The organism is Paenibacillus sp. B-A-8 (genome assembly GCF_048572915.1).
Lineage (GTDB): Bacteria > Bacillota > Bacilli > Paenibacillales > Paenibacillaceae > Paenibacillus_AQ.
In genome coordinates, this window is sequence record NZ_CP183882.1 from 3161368 (window position 1) to 3177969 (window position 16602).

20 protein-coding genes are annotated in these 16602 nt (G+C 38.5%); 16 read left to right on the top strand and 4 right to left on the bottom strand.

The window, feature by feature from the left end; translation table 11 throughout:
* Positions 1–13: 13 nt before the first annotated feature.
* From ACN6MV_RS13845 to ACN6MV_RS13855, 3 genes are read left to right on the top strand one after another with little or no spacing between them, the layout of a single operon-like run.
* Entirely contained in the window at positions 14–901 is an 888-nt protein-coding gene (locus ACN6MV_RS13845) for a sugar phosphate isomerase/epimerase family protein (protein ID WP_076118355.1), read from the top strand.
* Between the two features lie 18 nt (positions 902–919).
* Entirely contained in the window at positions 920–1969 is a 1050-nt protein-coding gene (locus tag ACN6MV_RS13850) for a Gfo/Idh/MocA family protein (protein ID WP_419886555.1), read from the top strand.
* 45 nt (positions 1970–2014) lie between these two features.
* A complete protein-coding gene (locus tag ACN6MV_RS13855) occupies positions 2015–2488 on the top strand; it encodes a GNAT family N-acetyltransferase (protein ID WP_419886556.1) in 474 nt (157 codons plus the stop codon).
* Positions 2489–2559: 71 nt separating this feature from the next.
* On the opposite strand, the gene ACN6MV_RS13860 is transcribed toward ACN6MV_RS13855, so the two are convergent.
* Together ACN6MV_RS13860 and ACN6MV_RS13865 are read right to left on the bottom strand one after the other, a co-directional pair.
* On the bottom strand, positions 2560–3318 hold the full coding sequence (locus ACN6MV_RS13860; protein ID WP_042127348.1) for a hypothetical protein: 759 nt from the start codon (positions 3316–3318) through the stop codon (positions 2560–2562).
* A 97-nt stretch (positions 3319–3415) separates the two neighbouring features.
* Positions 3416–3910, bottom strand: coding sequence for a hypothetical protein (locus ACN6MV_RS13865; RefSeq protein WP_419886557.1), 495 nt, complete (start codon positions 3908–3910; stop codon positions 3416–3418).
* 147 nt (positions 3911–4057) lie between these two features.
* Between ACN6MV_RS13865 and ACN6MV_RS13870 the strand changes: the two genes are divergently transcribed.
* The 11 genes from ACN6MV_RS13870 to ACN6MV_RS13920 all read left to right on the top strand — a co-directional run bounded on the left by ACN6MV_RS13870 (position 4058) and on the right by ACN6MV_RS13920 (position 12346).
* A complete protein-coding gene (locus ACN6MV_RS13870) occupies positions 4058–5044 on the top strand; it encodes a phosphotransferase (protein WP_076118361.1) in 987 nt (328 codons plus the stop codon).
* Positions 5041–5691: a pyridoxamine 5'-phosphate oxidase family protein gene (locus ACN6MV_RS13875; RefSeq protein ID WP_419886558.1), complete on the top strand. Its 651-nt coding sequence runs from the start codon at positions 5041–5043 to the stop codon at positions 5689–5691. Before ACN6MV_RS13870 ends, ACN6MV_RS13875 begins: the two co-directional genes overlap by 4 nt.
* Positions 5692–5711: 20 nt before the next feature.
* Positions 5712–6569, top strand: a complete 858-nt coding sequence (locus ACN6MV_RS13880; protein WP_419886559.1) for a S66 family peptidase — start codon at positions 5712–5714, stop codon at positions 6567–6569.
* Positions 6570–6617: 48 nt separating this feature from the next.
* Positions 6618–7124, top strand: coding sequence for a DUF2569 domain-containing protein (locus ACN6MV_RS13885; protein WP_419886560.1), 507 nt, complete (start codon positions 6618–6620; stop codon positions 7122–7124).
* A 30-nt stretch (positions 7125–7154) separates the two neighbouring features.
* Positions 7155–7685 (top strand): ClbS/DfsB family four-helix bundle protein, encoded by a 531-nt coding sequence (locus ACN6MV_RS13890; RefSeq protein ID WP_419886756.1) that lies wholly within the window; start codon positions 7155–7157, stop codon positions 7683–7685.
* 189 nt (positions 7686–7874) lie between these two features.
* A complete protein-coding gene (locus ACN6MV_RS13895) occupies positions 7875–8591 on the top strand; it encodes a hypothetical protein (RefSeq protein ID WP_076118371.1) in 717 nt (238 codons plus the stop codon).
* 12 nt (positions 8592–8603) lie between these two features.
* The gene (locus ACN6MV_RS13900) at positions 8604–9035 is read left to right on the top strand and encodes a hypothetical protein (protein ID WP_419886561.1); all 432 of its coding nucleotides are present in this window, start codon (positions 8604–8606) and stop codon (positions 9033–9035) included.
* Between the two features lie 155 nt (positions 9036–9190).
* A complete protein-coding gene (locus ACN6MV_RS13905; RefSeq protein WP_419886562.1) occupies positions 9191–10234 on the top strand; it encodes a serine hydrolase domain-containing protein in 1044 nt (347 codons plus the stop codon).
* A gap of 19 nt (positions 10235–10253) precedes the next feature.
* The gene (locus ACN6MV_RS13910) at positions 10254–10991 is read left to right on the top strand and encodes a DUF5071 domain-containing protein (RefSeq protein WP_419886563.1); all 738 of its coding nucleotides are present in this window, start codon (positions 10254–10256) and stop codon (positions 10989–10991) included.
* Between the two features lie 36 nt (positions 10992–11027).
* Positions 11028–11921, top strand: coding sequence for a PhzF family phenazine biosynthesis isomerase (locus ACN6MV_RS13915; protein ID WP_419886564.1), 894 nt, complete (start codon positions 11028–11030; stop codon positions 11919–11921).
* Entirely contained in the window at positions 11912–12346 is a 435-nt protein-coding gene (locus tag ACN6MV_RS13920) for an NUDIX hydrolase (RefSeq protein ID WP_231574190.1), read from the top strand. Before ACN6MV_RS13915 ends, ACN6MV_RS13920 begins: the two co-directional genes overlap by 10 nt.
* Positions 12347–12411: 65 nt before the next feature.
* On the opposite strand, the gene ACN6MV_RS13925 is transcribed toward ACN6MV_RS13920, so the two are convergent.
* Together ACN6MV_RS13925 and ACN6MV_RS13930 are read right to left on the bottom strand one after the other, a co-directional pair.
* A complete protein-coding gene (locus ACN6MV_RS13925; RefSeq protein WP_419886565.1) occupies positions 12412–13647 on the bottom strand; it encodes an MFS transporter in 1236 nt (411 codons plus the stop codon).
* Positions 13648–13803: 156 nt separating this feature from the next.
* Positions 13804–14277 carry a MarR family transcriptional regulator gene (locus tag ACN6MV_RS13930; protein WP_341112547.1) on the bottom strand — a complete coding sequence of 158 codons (474 nt, stop codon included), beginning with the start codon at positions 14275–14277 and terminating at the stop codon, positions 13804–13806.
* Positions 14278–14644: 367 nt separating this feature from the next.
* Here ACN6MV_RS13930 and ACN6MV_RS13935 point away from each other — a divergent pair, with 367 nt between their 5' ends.
* Entirely contained in the window at positions 14645–15613 is a 969-nt protein-coding gene (locus tag ACN6MV_RS13935) for an ABC transporter permease (protein ID WP_042127372.1), read from the top strand.
* A 29-nt stretch (positions 15614–15642) separates the two neighbouring features.
* A complete protein-coding gene (locus tag ACN6MV_RS13940; RefSeq protein WP_042127373.1) occupies positions 15643–16539 on the top strand; it encodes a carbohydrate ABC transporter permease in 897 nt (298 codons plus the stop codon).
* The last annotated feature ends 63 nt before the right edge of the window (positions 16540–16602 follow it).

Genomic DNA, 16602 nt, shown 5'->3' on the forward strand with positions numbered 1-16602 from the left:
GAGTGGTCACAAGATGAAGGATACAATGCGAATTGGAACATTAGTAGGCGGCGGCGACGCTGTAAGAGTGATTCCGCAAATTGTAGGACATGGATTTGAATCTTTTAGCTTAACCTTCTGGCAAACTACAGGGGAAACAGATCTCGTAGAAACTGGAAAGCGTGTGCAAGAGCTTGCAGCAGAACATGACTTCGTGATCTCATCTGTTGGGATCTTCGGCAATCCTTTGACGAATACTGGTGATAATTCCGATGCAATTGCGAGCTGGGAGCGACTGATTGATCATGCTCATTTGTTCGGAACGGATATGGTATCAGGTTTTACAGGAAGGCTGCCAGGGGTATCCATTGATGAATCTATTCCGAAGTTCACCGAGGTGTTTGGAGAGTTGTCCAAAAGAGCAGCGGATCGCGGTTTGCGAATTGCCTTTGAGAACTGTTCCATGGGTGGAGACTGGGGATCAGGTGACTGGAATATTGCTCACAATCCATTAGCTTGGGAGAAGATGTTCAATGCTGTCCCTGCTGATAATATAGGGCTCGAATGGGAGCCATGTCATCAGATGGTCCAATTGATTGATCCGATTCCGCAGCTACGTAAATGGACAGATAAGATCTTTCATGTACATGGTAAGGATGCCACCATTGCTTGGGATATCGTAAAAGAATATGGTATTCTTGGCCCCAATCCTTATGTATGGCACCGTACTCCGGGCTTTGGTGATACGAACTGGACCGATGTTATTTCTATTTTGCGTCAGGCAGGTTATAAAGGTACGATTGATATTGAAGGCTGGCATGATCCTGTTTATCGGGATGAGCTGGAAATGATGGGACAAGTACATGCTTTAAATTATTTGAAACAATGCCGGGGCGGTAGCTTTGTACCTAATCCGCTGTAACCGTAGAGGGGGAGAATTATGACAGCTCAGTACCGTGTAGCGGTTGCAGGTTGCGGAGGAATGGCTAACGCCTGGATTGAATACGCTTTATCACGTTCAGATATTCAGATTGTTGCTCTTGTAGATATACGATTGGAGTCAGCACAAGCGATGGCAGCAAAGCATGAGATTTCTTGTCTGACGTTTACTGATATTAAAGAAGCAATTCAGGCGACTGAAGCTAATCTTGTGTTTGACGTTACAGTTCCGGGAAGCCATTACAGTATTTCTAGCACTGCATTAGAACTTGGATGTAACGTGTTTAGTGAGAAACCACTGGCAGAGACTATGGCAGAGTGCACTAAGATTGTTGAGATCTCAGAAAGAACTGGAAATGCCCATGCTGTGATGCAGAATCGCCGTTATGACCCTCGTATACGTTCTTTGCGTAACTTAATTGAGTCTGATACCATTGGGAGAGTAGGTTACATCAGTGCTAGCTTTTTCCTCGGCGCTCATTTTGGGGGGTTCCGTGATGTCATGGAAAGTCCTCTACTGCTGGATATGGCGATTCATACCTTTGATCAGGCCCGATTTATAAGTGGAGCCAATCCGATATCTGTTTACTGCCAGGAGTTTAATCCACCTGGATCATGGTATAAGGGGAATGCGTCGGCAGTCTGTATCTTTGAGATGTCGGATGGGTCTGTATTTACTTATCAGGGGTCTTGGTGTGCAGAAGGTGCCTCTACCTCTTGGGAAGCAGCTTGGCGTCTGAATGGGGAAAAAGGAACTGCGATTTGGGATAGTCATGAAATGCCATATGCAGAAGTAGTCGAAGCAGGAGATCAGAGTGATAAATTTATTCGTGATGTTGAGCGTGTAAATGGAGAGATTGTTAATATGGACAAAACCTTCCATCAAGGATGTTTGGAGGAAATGTTCCTGTCCCTAGCAGAAGAGCGTCCAGCAGAGACGAATTGTAGGGATAATCGGTATAGTATGGCAATGGTATTTGGAGCGCTGGAAAGTGCTAAAACAGGTCAGAAAATTGATCTTATCCAGTTCATGAGTGCTTCAGAGCTGTAAATAGTACTTGTGAAATAGAAGCAATGCCAGCAAGGAGAAAGATGAATGGAAATTAGGGCTTATCAAGAATCGGATATTAGTCAGCTTATCTCATTGTTCTATGAGACGGTTCATTCTGTAAACAAACAAGACTATTCACAAGAACAGCTTGATGCTTGGGCACCTAATGAGGAAAAGGCCCTCAAACTTAATACATGGAGCACTTCTTTACGTCAAAATATTACTTATGTAGCCGAAATGAACGGATACATAGTTGGCTTTTCGGATATGACGATGGAAGGGCACTTGGATCGTCTTTATGTCCACAAAGATTTCCAAGGCCAAGGCGTAGCCTCTGCTCTCGTGAACAAGCTTGAATTGAAAGCGAGAGAGCTTGATCTTCATGAAATGGATACCGAAGCAAGTATTACAGCGAGACCCTTTTTCGAACGACTTGGTTACGAACTTGTTGCAGCACAAAGTGTTGAACGAAAAGGGGTTCTGTTAATTAATTATCGGATGCGTAAAAAGTTAATGTAATACAAAAAGCAGATTGCTCCAATGAGCAGTCTGCTTTTTGTATCTAATGAACGAGGATCAATCAACAAGCTTTATTTGGATGAAGAAAAACGATTTATATAATTAGTGATTCCATTTGGAACGAATTTGTTAACTTCATTATTAAACAAGTCTATATAGTTTGCAGTGATAACTTTACTTGGTACTAATGTTAAATTTGAAAAATATTGCTTATACGCCTTATCATAGGTGGATTTATTCACTTCTTTTTGATTTACATAAAAGCTTGGCGTATCATCCGTTTTATCTTGGTCTGGTATGTCTGCCAAGAAGATCTCTTTATCATTAAATTTGGTTCCTTGAAAATTAATCTCGAAAACCTGCAGATAAGAATTGTACGAGCCACTGCTATCTACAAAAGAAATATAATGTAATGTTCCATCCTTTTTGTTCTTATAGAGATTCAGGCCACGATTTTCATTGCGCGGTAGAAATCCACTCATACCTACATTAAATATGCCCTCTGAATTATCCTTCAGCTTTCCTTGGTAATTGAATGGAATGATTTTTCCATTTTGGACGGTTAGAGCAATGTTGATGGGCTGGATGAAACGAAAAGAATACCCCTGTATAAGTTCGGGAGTACCATCAAAGTTTAAATCTACTAAAGTGAAATAATTGAAGCTATCGTCATAAGACCTGTCTCTAGTAGCATCCATTAATGTTTTCTTGATATACTCAGAGTAAAGTGTCTTCCATGATTTTGCAGTTGCTGCTTTTGCTGACGCAGTAATTGGAACACTCCCCAATAATAAAAGTAATGTTACTATGATCAATGCAGTTCGCTTCATGACTCATTAGCTCCTTATCATATTACTATGTACTGGAAATTAATATTACTATTGTTAGATAATATCTTCCAGTAATAATATGGTATATGAAGGGTGTTTAGTCATAAATCAGTTTCATTAAAGCCTCCGAGTCAAAACGATCTCCTTGCACTAACCATTGACCATCCACATCAAACATAGTCAGTATTCCCTCCAAAGGGACACGTTTACTTTCTTTGTCATCCTTATCCGACAAAACAAGATCACAAGTATATTTTAACTCAACAATATCTTTCTTTTGATCGGAGAGGGTGAACTTTAGGTTATCTGGTTCTAAAGAAAGCTTCTGTTTATTAGCGATTTGGTAAGGGATAGTTGTGATTCGGCTCCCTATAGCCTTTTCGGTATAGTATTCAGTAAAATACGGTTTCATTTCTTCATTCCGCGCTAGAATGGATTCAGTAGAAAACAACTCATCAGAAACCTTGACAGTATATTCAAAGTTTTTGTACTTCTCAGCGGCCTTAGTGGCATCATCCACTTCTGAGCTACATCCCATAATTAACGATAGTGATAATAAAATTATACTCAATATCAATGATGATTTACGCATTCGAGCACCTCCATGTATTTGATTCTGTATTATTATACTTATATTACCATACATTGGTCTCATGAATTTAAGAAGGAAATGATTCAATTCCCTAAATATGGTATGGTGTAAATAGTATTATCAATAATCTAAAGGGATGGGATACACTTGAGTTTTTTTCCTATTACATACTCACTCTTGTCAACAGACGCGTTATTATTACATATTAAAGAACATTATGAGATTCCAGAACCAGTACAGCTGCAGTATTTTCTTAGAGGTATGAACGATACATATATCTTAGAAACAGCATTGGAAAAATACATCTTTCGTGTGTATCGCGCGGATAGACGAAATAAATCAGACATAAATTTTGAATTAGAATTATTGAACGATTTGCATGGAAAAGGTGTGAACGTCTCCATTCCTATTTCTCGGGTAGATGGGATGATGATTAATGAGTTTTTGGTGCCTGAGGGTGTGAAGTATGGCGTTATGTTTAGTTTTGCTGTAGGAAATGAAAAGCCTATTCATGCGGTAGAAGACAGCTACTTATTTGGCCAGTCAGTTGCACAAATCCACACAGCTACGGATAACTTTAAGAGTGCACATGTAAGAGGTAAACTTGATTTTGAACATTTAATTGAGAAACCGCTTCATACGATCAAACTGCATATGAAGCATCGACAAGAGGATTATCAATTCCTGTATGACCTTGCCAAACAATTAAAAGCGCAGATTGAAGTACATCTGGAAGCGGGGCTCGACTGGGGCATCTGCCATGGCGATTTGCATGGGAATACGAATGTGACTTTCACGGACGAAGGGAAATTAACTCATTATGATTTCGATATTTGTGGTTACGGATGGAGAGCCTATGATATCGCAGAGTTTAGATTAGCAAGAGAGATTCATAGTGGCCATAATAAAGATGAAGTAGAGCGGTTATGGGCAGCATTTTTAAATGGATACAGAAGCTTAAGAAATCTCAGTGACAATGATATTAGTGCTGTTCCTATGTTCGTTGCGCTTAGACAGCTTTGGTTATTTGCTTTATGTTTCAGTGAGGGTGAACTTATTGGTGCCGCTGACTTTGACAATGGATTTATCGATAGTAAAATGGATTATTTCAGAAATTTAGAGGTGATCAAATGAAAAAAGAGCTGGACAGTGAAGAGATTTTTAAAGAAGTTATAGACTCTGAAGAAGAATTAAGGTCAATGTATGGGTATCCCAGTGAATTGGTAAACAACAAGAGTATAACCCTTATCGATCACCATTGCCGAGATTATATTTCCAAATCACCGTTACTCTTTATAGCAACAAGTGATTCATCAGGTAATTGTGATGTATCTCCGCGTGGGGATGCCCCAGGTTTTGTATATGTGTTAGACGACAAGCATTTAGTAATTCCTGAACGGCCTGGTAATCGACGTTTTGATTCTTTGCGCAACATCCTTTTAAATTCAAAAGTGGGCTTGATATTTATTATTCCCGGATTGGAAGAAACCTTAAGGATCAATGGACAGGCAAGAATTATCAAAGATCAAGAAATAATGGTTCATATGGAGGCTCAAGGTAAACTACCGAAATTGGGCATTGCCGTTGAAGTAGAAGAGTGTTATATGCATTGTGCTAAAGCCTTTAAGAGATCACATCTATGGGATGATACGTACTGGCCCTTGAAAGAAGAGCTGCCTAAACCCTCGGTAATCATAGCCGATCACGCGAAAAAGCTTGGGCTATCTCAAGACGATGTATCTAAGTCTTTAAAGGACAGCTACGAGAATCGCTTATATTAGAGATGAGAGGAATAACAGAGATGAGTAGAGCTCTAAAGTTCACTGTTGGGAATAAAGTAGGACTTATCGCTTGTTCTGATGGCGTGAGGGTAGAGAACCTAACTAAAGTTGAAGAATTAATTAGAATTATGAACTCGTTTGGTCTTGAAGTAGTGATTTCCAACACCTTGTTTAGAAGGAATGGTTATTTCAGTGGGAGTCCTAAGGAAAGAGCAGCGGAGCTGAATCTACTATTTAAAAATAATGAAATTCGTGCGATTTTTGATATTTCAGGTGGGGATTCCGCGAACCAGATCTTGGAGTATTTAGACTACGATAATATTCAAATGCATCCGAAGCCTTTTTTCGGAATGAGTGATTTGTCCGTTATTTTAAATGCTTTATACACGCAAAGTAATGCTAAATCCTATCATTATCAATTGATGACTCTTGTTTCTTCTGATGGGGCGGAGCAGCAAGCTGCTTTTTATGGAACATTTTTCGAAGGGCATAACGATCTTTATGATTTCAAATATCATTGGATTCGTGGGAACCAGATGAGCGGGATTGTTATTGGAGGGAATATTCGATGTTTTCTGAAGCTGGCAGGAACCAATTATATTCCAGACCCTTCGAACCAGATTTTATTCTTAGAAAGTTTAAGTGGCAGAGCGAACAAAATCGTCTCCTTATTTGCCCAGCTGCAGCAAGTTAGAATCTTTGATAAATGCGCTGGAGTAATTCTTGGGTCGTTTACTGAACTTGAGCGCTATAATGAATTTTCAATCGTTGAAGAGTATCTGAAGGAGATCAGCCGGATTCCTATCGTGAAGACGAACGAGATCGGGCATGGAAGTGATAGTAAGTGTCTTATTATTGGAGAGAATATTACTTTATAAGGAAATAATTTTGATAATCCATTAGATGTAAAAACAGGGAGAGTTGTCTTGGAAACAAACATAATCGAAAATAAAAAAGATTACAAACCTTTAGGAGTATCAGGACTTGGGGGATGGTTGATCCTCGTACAAATAGGTCTTTATGGGACGATTATCATTCAGATCATGCAGTTTTTCCAGAACTCTTCCATGATGTTTGACACCGAAGTCTGGACTGCACTAACTTCAAGCGAATCAGAGTTTTATCATCCTTTATGGGGAACTACCGTTGTTTTTGAAATCGTATTTACCCTAGCGCTATTACTTTTCAGTATATATATTCTAGTTCATTTCTATAGACGGAAATCGATATTACCTCGATTATTAATTATTTTTTATGTGGTGGTACCCGTAGTTGGAATCATTGATTATGTCCTTCTTTTACAAATTCCACTTGTCAGAGAACTTGAAACGGGACGGTCACTCCGGAATGTTATTAGACCCGTGATGACGAGTGCAATTTGGATTGCGTACTTCATGAAATCTGAACGTGTACATAATACTTTTATAAAGTGATTTAGCAAAGGTCTATAAAGGAGAGTTATGATGTCTACACTCAACTATCCCACTAAAGAAGTATTGAAAAATGCTATACATACTGCGTATTTGTCTCTTGATAAAGAATTTGATGGCATTGAGAATACTCAAAAAGACATTCGTATAGAAGAGGTTGATCGGACACCAGCAGAAATCATTGCGTATCAATTGGGTTGGTTGAACCTTGTGATGAAATGGGATAGGGATGAAAAAGCAGGAAGAGCCGTCATTACGCCTTCACCGGACTATAAATGGAATCAACTTGGCGGAGTATATCAATCGTTTTATCATTCATATGCTACCTGCACATTAGACGAATTAAGATCTTTATTTAAAGAAACGGAACATCAGTGGCAGAAATGGATTGATTCTTTAAGTGATGAAGAGCTTTTCACGCAAGGAGTCCGGAAATGGACAGGAAAGAATCCAAGATGGCCTATGGTCAAATGGATTCATATCAATTCCGTTGCACCGTTCAAGACTTTTCGTTCGAAAATTCGTAAATGGAAAAAGCACAATGGTATTAGCTCAATTAAATAACAGCAGACCAAGCCCCTGTCTAAGAGAAGAAATCTCTGAAGCAGAGGCTTTTTTATGTGAATAGAGATTAGTTTTATGTAGAGGAGATGGGATTAGTGGAAGAGAATGTATATTAGTATGCAAAAAAAGATATCCCGTACTTCTAGATGAAACAGGAGTATTTTTAATAACCCCAAAGGAGCTACTGGTATGATGAAAAAAAGGAAAAAGAAATTCATCATCGCTGCAATTCTTTCTATCTTTCTAATGTTACTAGTAGGTAGCTACATGTTAAATCCTCAACCTGTTCATGCGATGATGGTCGACTTTTCTAGTATGGAGGAGCGTGTTGAACATGTTTATGTGGAACCTGACATCCCTGTGAATATGGAGGATATGATTTTAAACGATCTCACACAATCTAAAGAGAGAATTTTAGAGGTTTTTGACGGGTTTCAAGCTAATCCAACCATTTTATTCGTTCAATCTTCTAAAGCCCTAGAGAAATATGCTCAAAATAATCGAACAGCACAAACTTATTATACGTATTGGGGACATTACATCGTTGTCGGTCCTGATGGATTTAATGAGGATGTGATAGCTCATGAACTGCTGCATAGTGAGCTAAGAACGAGATTAATGAATAAGGATAAGGTGCCTGTATGGTTTGATGAAGGGCTAGCAACCGTAGTTGATCATAGATATTTAAGAGATGAAAGTCTGAATTTAGATCATATTAATGATTTAAGTAGTAGAGATGCTTTTTATGAACCCTCACAAGTAAAAGCAAATTATGAGATCGCCCATTCAGAAGTTGTCAGATGGTTTGGGATCGTAGGAAAGTCAGGCTTAATGGAACTTATTGAGGGATTAAATCAAGGCGGAACGTTTAATGAACTGTATAAAGCAATCGAATCCCGTAGATAAGGTGGGGAAAAGATGAAGAAGTTCATTATTATATTTCTAGCCATTGTTGCTTTGCTACCAATACGCTCTATGAGCGCGGACTGGACCTATTCTTTTGTTGTTTACTCAGGCGATATTTATGAAATATCATCAGAAGAACTCGTCCCTTCGAATGAAATCGATAAGAAGATAGGTCAAGTAACCCGATATTCAGACCATGAAGGAACATACAGCGGCAACTTTTCAAATACTTACCCTAAAGGAACGCCATATTATTCGATTAAGAATACTGATCCAAAAGAAATCATTGCCATTCAGACCAACGAAGCTGAATTTGTCAAAGCCATAAATAAAGGTCAATATGCCAACGGTCAATTGGAAGGTAAAACGATTTGGTTTTTTATAATTGGGTCTTTAGTTATTGTGTTATTAATAATATGGATAATAAAACGAAAATATCGTTAGGAAAAATTAAACCTGTTGCTTTGATTACGAAAGTGTATGATTCGGGGTTAACCAAGTTGTAACTAATAATTATATTCCTTAGTATTTTTGCTGGAGTTATGTGTTTTGTTGTTCTTCTTGTCATTTGGAAGGTAGATTGGAGGATTGGATAACCCATGACAACCAAAAGAATACAAAACATCGAGAAGATTTTTAATAAAACAACAAGTTCTAAACATATTCATGAAGGAGTCATTTTCGTAGAGAACACTAATGGCGACTTCTCTTACAGCAAAGAATATGGAGGCAAGGGTGTTGACTCCCCGTTACTAATGGCCAGCATCACCAAGCTATTTACTACAACCTGTATTTTAGGTTTACTAGAGAAAAATGAACTTTCTTTGGGTGATAGGCTTACAAAGTATTTTGATAATGAGCTGTTAAGTAATATCCATGTGTTTGGTGGCAAGGATTATTCATTTGATCTGACCCTATCCGATTTGTTGTTTCAGACCAGTGGGCTACCGGATGTGTTTGAAGAAGGAGGAAATAGTGCTAAGAGTCGTGCCATAGAGGAGGACTATTACACAACCTTTAGTGAGCAGGTGGCGCTGGTAAAGAACCTGAAGCCACATTTTGCACCTCAAACTAAGCGAAAAGCATACTATGCCGATATAAACTTTGACATGCTTGGTGAAATCATTGAGAGAGTAACAAAAACCACATTAGCTGATGCTTATAAGAAATACATATTTGAACCACTAGCATTAGAGAGTACATATCTACCTGAACATGAAAATGATATTATACCGAATATCTATTATATGGATAAATCTATTTATCGACCTAAAGTGATTAGAAGCAGCCGTGCGAGTGGAGGCTGTATCACCACTGCTCGTGAATTAATGATATTTACGAAGGCTTTCTTTGGAGGCAAGCTGTTTAATAAGGAGTTGTTTGAACAACTATCGGCATCTAATAAACTTCAAGCATCCATGGGGCCTATCTACTATGGCAGTGGTTACATGAGAATTCCTTTGAATGGGTTGATTACGCTTTTTATGGGCAAGGGAGAGTTAATGGGGCACTCTGGATCAACAGGATCGTTTGCTTTTTATTATCCGATTAAAGATTTATTTATGGTGGGAGATTTGAACCAGATGGGTAATGCTGCACTACCTATAAGGCTATCGATGAAGCTTGCTATGACAACGAAATGATGATGAAAAGGCGGATACAATGGAAAGTATATCAAGTTTAATCAAAAAGTTATCATGGGGCACACCCGAAGAGGAAAAAGAAGATGCAATAAAGAAGCTACAATATACAGAGGAAGAGAATCTTCATTTGTTACTGCAGCCTATTTCAAAAGACTATTGGGATGGTGCGGCTGAAACAGTCGTGCGTTTGGGATATCCACGTGTGAACAGTGTACTGACAGGTTTACTTGAATGGTTACAAGATACAAATTGGCCAGGTGCGGGGCAAATATCAGTTTTTTTACGTGAAATAGGGGATCCGATGATTCCATATGTTAAAGAAGTACTAAATCACCACAGCGATGATCAAGAATGGGTGTACAATATTTTTGAAGAATTAATAAATCATTGGAATAAGAAACAAGTGCTACAGATTCAAGAAGAATTAATTAAAATTTCACAGGAAAAAGCTAGTGATCTTACGGCATTAAGAATCCTGTTAACTCATAATGTGTACTCAAAAGAAGGAGTCTGTGAAATCATCCAGCGTAAAAAAGATGCCCTTCTATTTGAACTCAAGGAACTTCATGATACGCATCCTGAAATTGATTGTGAAGCACTTAATAAAGGATTCAGAGAAACAATTTACAAACAACCAAATTTATCTAAAGAGTATCATGAAGACAATATAGAGCAGTTTATTATATGTAATGCTATTTCAAACCTCGAAAATAATTTAAGTGAAATAGAGATTTTTACAGCGGAGTGTCTCACTTAATCAGTCTATATGTATTTAAAAAAAGGAGACTTACCAGTGAACAATGTCAAAGTCCTTCATTATGATGCTTTTTCGCCCTATCCGAACAAAGGAAATCCTGCGGGAGTAGTGTTAGATGCGGCTCATTTAAGTGAAAGTGACATGCAATCTATTGCTCACAAGGTCGGCTTTAACGAAACAGTTTTTGTAGTTTCATCAGATGTAGCTGATTTAAGGCTTAAGTATTTTACGCCAGGCCATGAGATCGATCTTTGTGGACATGCTACAATGGCATCTTTATTTGCTTTGAAAACAAAGGGGATTCTTGGAGAGGTTAGTTCGGTAAATATTGAAACAAATGTAGGAGTGCTACCCATTCGATTTAGCTTCGATAATAACAACCAATTAATGATAAAAATGAAGCAAGATCATCCGAAGTTTATTGAATTTAACGGTGATAGAGCCGAGCTTGTGCACGCCATAGGTTTAACCCTTGATGAGGTAGAAGAGGATCTGCCTATTGTGTATGGTTGTACAGGTGCTTGGACGCTATTAGTCCCTGTTAAGAATAAAGAAAGTTTTAATAAAATGAAACCGATAAACCGGTTGTTTCCAGATATTTTAACGCAGCTTCCAAAAGCATCGGTGCACCCATTCGCAATTCTAAATGATAATCCGCACGCACTCATGCACGCTAGACATTTCTCATCGCCTTATTCGGGAACCGTTGAAGATCCAGTAACAGGTACAGCGTCAGGTGTGATGGGGGCCTATTATTTGAATTATATTGATACGCATCTGGATTCGATTCAATTTAATGTAGAACAAGGGCATGAGATTGGTAGAGATGGAAAAGTGAGTGTTGACGTATATCGAAATGAATCCGGTGAAATGGATGTATTTATTTCTGGAACCGCAGTGTTTGTTAAGGAGTTTGACATATGGAGCTGATAAAACATACTCATCTTGGAGTATATGGTGTCTTAGTTATTAACGATAGAGTATTACTAATTAAGAAAGCAAGAGGCCCTCATACGGGGAAGTGGGACTTTCCAGGTGGATCTATTGAGTTTGGAGAGGAACCGTATGAGACTCTTAAGAGGGAGTTTTGGGAAGAGACAGGAATTACAAGTTTAAAAGGGGAACTTCAAGATTCTATTTCCTATACTTTAATTTATCCATACAGTGATACTCAGCTAGAAGAATTACACCATATCGGGATCATATATGAGGTGGAATTACTAGATTTGAATTATGAACTAAAGACTGATGGGGATGAACAAGACTCTCTAGGCGCCCAGTGGATAGACATTGAACAATTAAACACCTTAGAATTAACACCTTTCGTTAAAAAAATACTGCTGGGTTCTTATTAATAATAGGGTTTCAGAACTTGTCACTAAGTTTTGAAACCCTATTATTTGTTCTTAAGACCACCTGCTTACATATTTACAAGTGTCCCCTTATTCAATACTGATATAGCTGCTGCAATAAGGATCATACCCATAAAAGCGGGTGCGGCGTGACCAAGTGATACATAGATTTGTCCTCCAATGATAGGCCCAATCATTCTAGCTAAAGCCTGGATAGATTGGCTACCTCCCTGAATCCTTCCTTGTTCACTAGAATCGACAGACTTGGAGAGCATCCCATTGAAGGAAGGCCCAAAAATCGAATCACCAAAACCGAATATAAACATTCCAGCGATAAAAAGAGGATAGAATGAGAACAAAGCGGATGCTGCAATAAGACTGTAGCCTATAATCTCCGAAAACATTCCAAGAGTTGCTATCTGTTTATCACTAAGTTTCTTCAAAAGCTTTGGCATTATGAAACCTTGTGAAATGATGTCTTGAAGGCCCATTATTGAAAACATAAGTCCGATTAGTGCAGGCTTCCAACTGAAAGTATCCATAGTGAATTGTGAAAAAACTGCCTGCAAAGATCCGTTAGGTATCCAAAGTAAGAACGCTGAGACAAGTAGCCTATTTAAGTTTTTCATAGAAAGTAAGTTCGCAAGCTGTGAAAATGGATTCAGTCTTACAAAGGTAATCTCTTTCAGTCTATTCTTCTTATCAAGGCTCTCAGGCATAAAAAAGAATCCATAAACAACGTTCAATAAAGTTATTATTGCTCCAAAGTACAAGGGTATAGAATAACCAAACTTAGCCAGTAATCCGCCTATAGTTGGGCCGATGACGGTGCCTACACCTACAACCGCACTCACCCATCCGAAGTATTTGGTTCTCTGTTCTGAAGGAATAATGTCTGCAAAATATGCGAAGATCGTGCTTATACTCCCGCCTGTTATACCTTCGATTATGCGTCCAGCAAAAAGTACCCATAGAGCACCTCCAATACCAAAAACGAAATACCCGATTGCGGAACCCAGGAGGCAAACTAAGAGCAATGGACGACGCCCATATTTGTCGCTCAAAGCTCCAAGTATGGGGGCTGCAAAAAACACGCAGACTGCATAAACAGAGGTCAGCAGCGTAACAATTATAGCTTGTTCTCCCGGATTGCTCGTATAAGGCTGCACTAAGAATGGGACGACAGGCATTATGATACTGAAGCCGATTCCGCAAAGAAACACAGAGATAAGACCGAATATTAAAGCGTGTTTATCTATGGATTGTTCTGTGTTCTGTTTATTGTGTGATCTAAATAAGGACATATAAATTCGCTCCTCAAACGTTATAATTTTGATTCCTAGGAAACATATTCATCTTAATGAAATTATGTTTCCTTGTCAACAAAATAATAAAAATAAAAAATGCAGCTCGTTCTCAATAGAGCCCGGCTGCCTGTGGTTTCATATCATTATTTAAATTTATTCCGACTTAATATCTATCCCCATTTTCTTTATTTCTTTATCCAAATGCCTATTATACTTCTCGACGAAACTAAGCATACTTTCAAATTGTTCCTCGGTTATTTGCTCAAATACAGCTTTATCCCGCTCTTGAAACTCTTTGTGCAGATCCTCATGGATTTTATAAATTACTTTTCCTTGCTCAGTAAGCCTAAAATAGATTTCTTTCTTGTTATCCGACTTCTGGTAGCTTTCGATAAGGCCTTTTTCTATGAGCTTCTTAGTTAATTTACTGATGGCACCGCGAGTCATATAAAAGGACTCCGCAAGTTTTGTCACGTTGGAATCTACATTTTTTTCAATGTATTCAATACAATGTACTTCGGAAGATGTATACCCCTTAAGACTTTCTTCCATCTTATCTTTATTAAGCCAAACGATCTTATTATATAGGTCCCTGACACCCATTAGGATCTGTTCTTCCTTGTTCATGACCTATCCTCCTACCCGTAAGTGCATTAGCAATATTATATTAAATTTTTGTTTCTGTTTCAACAATATTAAAGATGAGTAAACATTCTACTGATTGCAGGATTCAAGGTATAATTCGATTGCTAAACGATGAAAAGCGCTGGTGATTTCCAATAAAAGTAATATCGGACGAGCAATTACAAGACAGTGTCAAAGTATCAATAATAGTTGTTTTGTCATATACCTTTGAAAGCGCTTAGATATTAAGATTGGTTCATAAGGTCGCAGATCAACGGAAGGAGAGTAGAGGAGAACCAAGGCTGCAAAAAGAGAGAAGGCCATGCAAGCTGATTTAATTATAAGAATCTAGGTTTAGGAGGACTTACATATGGCGAACGCAAGCGTCGCACCAGACAAGACATCAAGACCGAATCTGGGCAAGCATCGGACCAGCGGGATAAGACGCTTTTTTAAGCAAATAGATCTACAGCTTATGGTATTGCCGGCACTCGTTCTAGTTTTTATTTTTGCTTATATTCCCATGTACGGTATTCTAATCGCTTTTCAAGATTACAAGTTAGGTAATAGTTTTATTAGCAGTGATTGGGTTGGATTAAAGCATTTTATTTACTTCTTTAATGCTCCTGAATTTGAAGTAGTTATGAAAAATACAATCATAATCAGCTTACTGAAGTTCTGTTTTGGATTTCCTGCACCGATTATTTTGGCGTTAATGCTGAACGAAGTTCGTAAAATGTTCTTTAAACGGGTTATTCAGACCGTTACATACTTGCCTCACTTTTTATCTTGGGTGGTTATCGGCTCAATGGTTACCTCGATGCTATCCGTAGATAATGGCAGTATAAATATGCTGCTTGAGAAATTGAGATTTATTGATGAACCGATTAACTTCCTATCTATGACCGAATATTTCTGGGGCATTTTAGTTACAACCAATGTATGGAAGGAAATTGGATTTGCCTCGATCGTTTACTTAGCTGCCATTGCTGGTATTGATCCGCACTTATACGAAGCTGCTTCGATGGATGGTGCGAGTCGCTTTAAACAGATATATTTAATTACGTTGCCTTCCATTATGCCAGTTGTGATCATCTTTATGATTCTGGCTATCGGTAATTTGGTGAATGCAGGATTTGAAGATATTTTGATCCTTGCTTCCAATCCGGCTCTACGAGAGGTATCAGATTCAGTTGATGTGTATGTTGTACGTGTTGGTATAGATAACTTCAGGTACTCCTATGCGACTGCTATCGGATTGTTCAAGGCCGTTATCAGTGTGACATTACTTACCTTTGCAAATTTCATTGCCAGAAGAGCAGGAAACAGCTTGTGGTAATGAATTACTCAATATAGGGGGACTGAACTATGAAACGTACTAACATAGGAGACCGATTGTTCATTGGATTCATATATGTATTCTTGACCTTACTGGCATTCTCCGCGTTTTATCCATTTTGGAATTCACTTGTGATTTCTTTTAACGAGGGGATGGATACCTCCAAAGGCGGAATTACTTTCTGGGTCCGCGAGTTCACGCTAGAGAATTATAAGATCGTATTTGAAGATTCTCGTTTAATGGGTGGATTCGTCATTGCTACATTAAGAACGGTAATTGGTACTGTAACAGCGATATTGGCCACTTCGATATTTGCTTATGGGATGTCAAAGCGTGAACTTATGGGTCGAAAATATTACATGATTATGTGTATCATTACTATGTATTTCGGTGGGGGACTCATTCCGTCATACATGCTAATCAGAAGTTTAGGTCTCTTCAACTCATTTTGGGTGTTTATTATTCCTGCACTTGTCAGTGTATGGAATATGATCATATTCCGGACCTTCTTTCAAGGTCTACCGCAAGGCTTGGAGGAGTCAGCAAAGATTGATGGCTGCGGATACTGGGGAACTTTTCTCCGAATCGTACTTCCCTTGTCAGGGCCTGTTATCGCAACATTATCGTTGTTCACAGCAGTTAATCACTGGAATGAGTGGTTCGTAGCGAGTATTTACATTACGAAAGAGGAGTTAATGCCGATTCAGACTATCTTGAGACAGATATTGTTCTCTAATATTGCTTCAGAACAGCTGTCTAATGTAGATGCAAGTTCCATTGCTCATATTAACTCAGCCAAGAAAATAACGTCGAAGTCATTAACGATGGCAACGATCATGGTTGCAACCATTCCGATTGTATGTGTATACCCATTCCTACAAAGATTCTTCGTTAAAGGGGTCTTAGTCGGATCATTGAAAGAGTAGGATGATAGAATGAGATGGGGTTTAGAGCATATTGCTTTGAACATAGATTACAAATTGAAAGGG

Excerpts from the sequence above, each read along its gene's own strand:
- ACN6MV_RS13925 (WP_419886565.1), bottom strand. The coding sequence starts at position 13,647 with ATGTCCTTATTTAGATCACACAATAAACAGAACACAGAACAATCCATA.
- ACN6MV_RS13855 (WP_419886556.1), top strand. The coding sequence starts at position 2,015 with ATGGAAATTAGGGCTTATCAAGAATCGGATATTAGTCAGCTTATCTCA.
- ACN6MV_RS13860 (WP_042127348.1), bottom strand. The coding sequence starts at position 3,318 with ATGAAGCGAACTGCATTGATCATAGTAACATTACTTTTATTATTGGGG.
- ACN6MV_RS13850 (WP_419886555.1), top strand. The coding sequence starts at position 920 with ATGACAGCTCAGTACCGTGTAGCGGTTGCAGGTTGCGGAGGAATGGCT.
- ACN6MV_RS13910 (WP_419886563.1), top strand. The coding sequence starts at position 10,254 with ATGGAAAGTATATCAAGTTTAATCAAAAAGTTATCATGGGGCACACCC.
- ACN6MV_RS13875 (WP_419886558.1), top strand. The coding sequence starts at position 5,041 with ATGAAAAAAGAGCTGGACAGTGAAGAGATTTTTAAAGAAGTTATAGAC.
- ACN6MV_RS13920 (WP_231574190.1), top strand. The coding sequence starts at position 11,912 with ATGGAGCTGATAAAACATACTCATCTTGGAGTATATGGTGTCTTAGTT.
- ACN6MV_RS13900 (WP_419886561.1), top strand. The coding sequence starts at position 8,604 with ATGAAGAAGTTCATTATTATATTTCTAGCCATTGTTGCTTTGCTACCA.
- ACN6MV_RS13935 (WP_042127372.1), top strand. The coding sequence starts at position 14,645 with ATGGCGAACGCAAGCGTCGCACCAGACAAGACATCAAGACCGAATCTG.
- ACN6MV_RS13940 (WP_042127373.1), top strand. The coding sequence starts at position 15,643 with ATGAAACGTACTAACATAGGAGACCGATTGTTCATTGGATTCATATAT.
- ACN6MV_RS13845 (WP_076118355.1), top strand. The coding sequence starts at position 14 with ATGAAGGATACAATGCGAATTGGAACATTAGTAGGCGGCGGCGACGCT.
- ACN6MV_RS13905 (WP_419886562.1), top strand. The coding sequence starts at position 9,191 with ATGACAACCAAAAGAATACAAAACATCGAGAAGATTTTTAATAAAACA.
- ACN6MV_RS13890 (WP_419886756.1), top strand. The coding sequence starts at position 7,155 with ATGTCTACACTCAACTATCCCACTAAAGAAGTATTGAAAAATGCTATA.
- ACN6MV_RS13880 (WP_419886559.1), top strand. The coding sequence starts at position 5,712 with ATGAGTAGAGCTCTAAAGTTCACTGTTGGGAATAAAGTAGGACTTATC.
- ACN6MV_RS13930 (WP_341112547.1), bottom strand. The coding sequence starts at position 14,277 with ATGAACAAGGAAGAACAGATCCTAATGGGTGTCAGGGACCTATATAAT.
- ACN6MV_RS13895 (WP_076118371.1), top strand. The coding sequence starts at position 7,875 with ATGATGAAAAAAAGGAAAAAGAAATTCATCATCGCTGCAATTCTTTCT.
- ACN6MV_RS13865 (WP_419886557.1), bottom strand. The coding sequence starts at position 3,910 with ATGCGTAAATCATCATTGATATTGAGTATAATTTTATTATCACTATCG.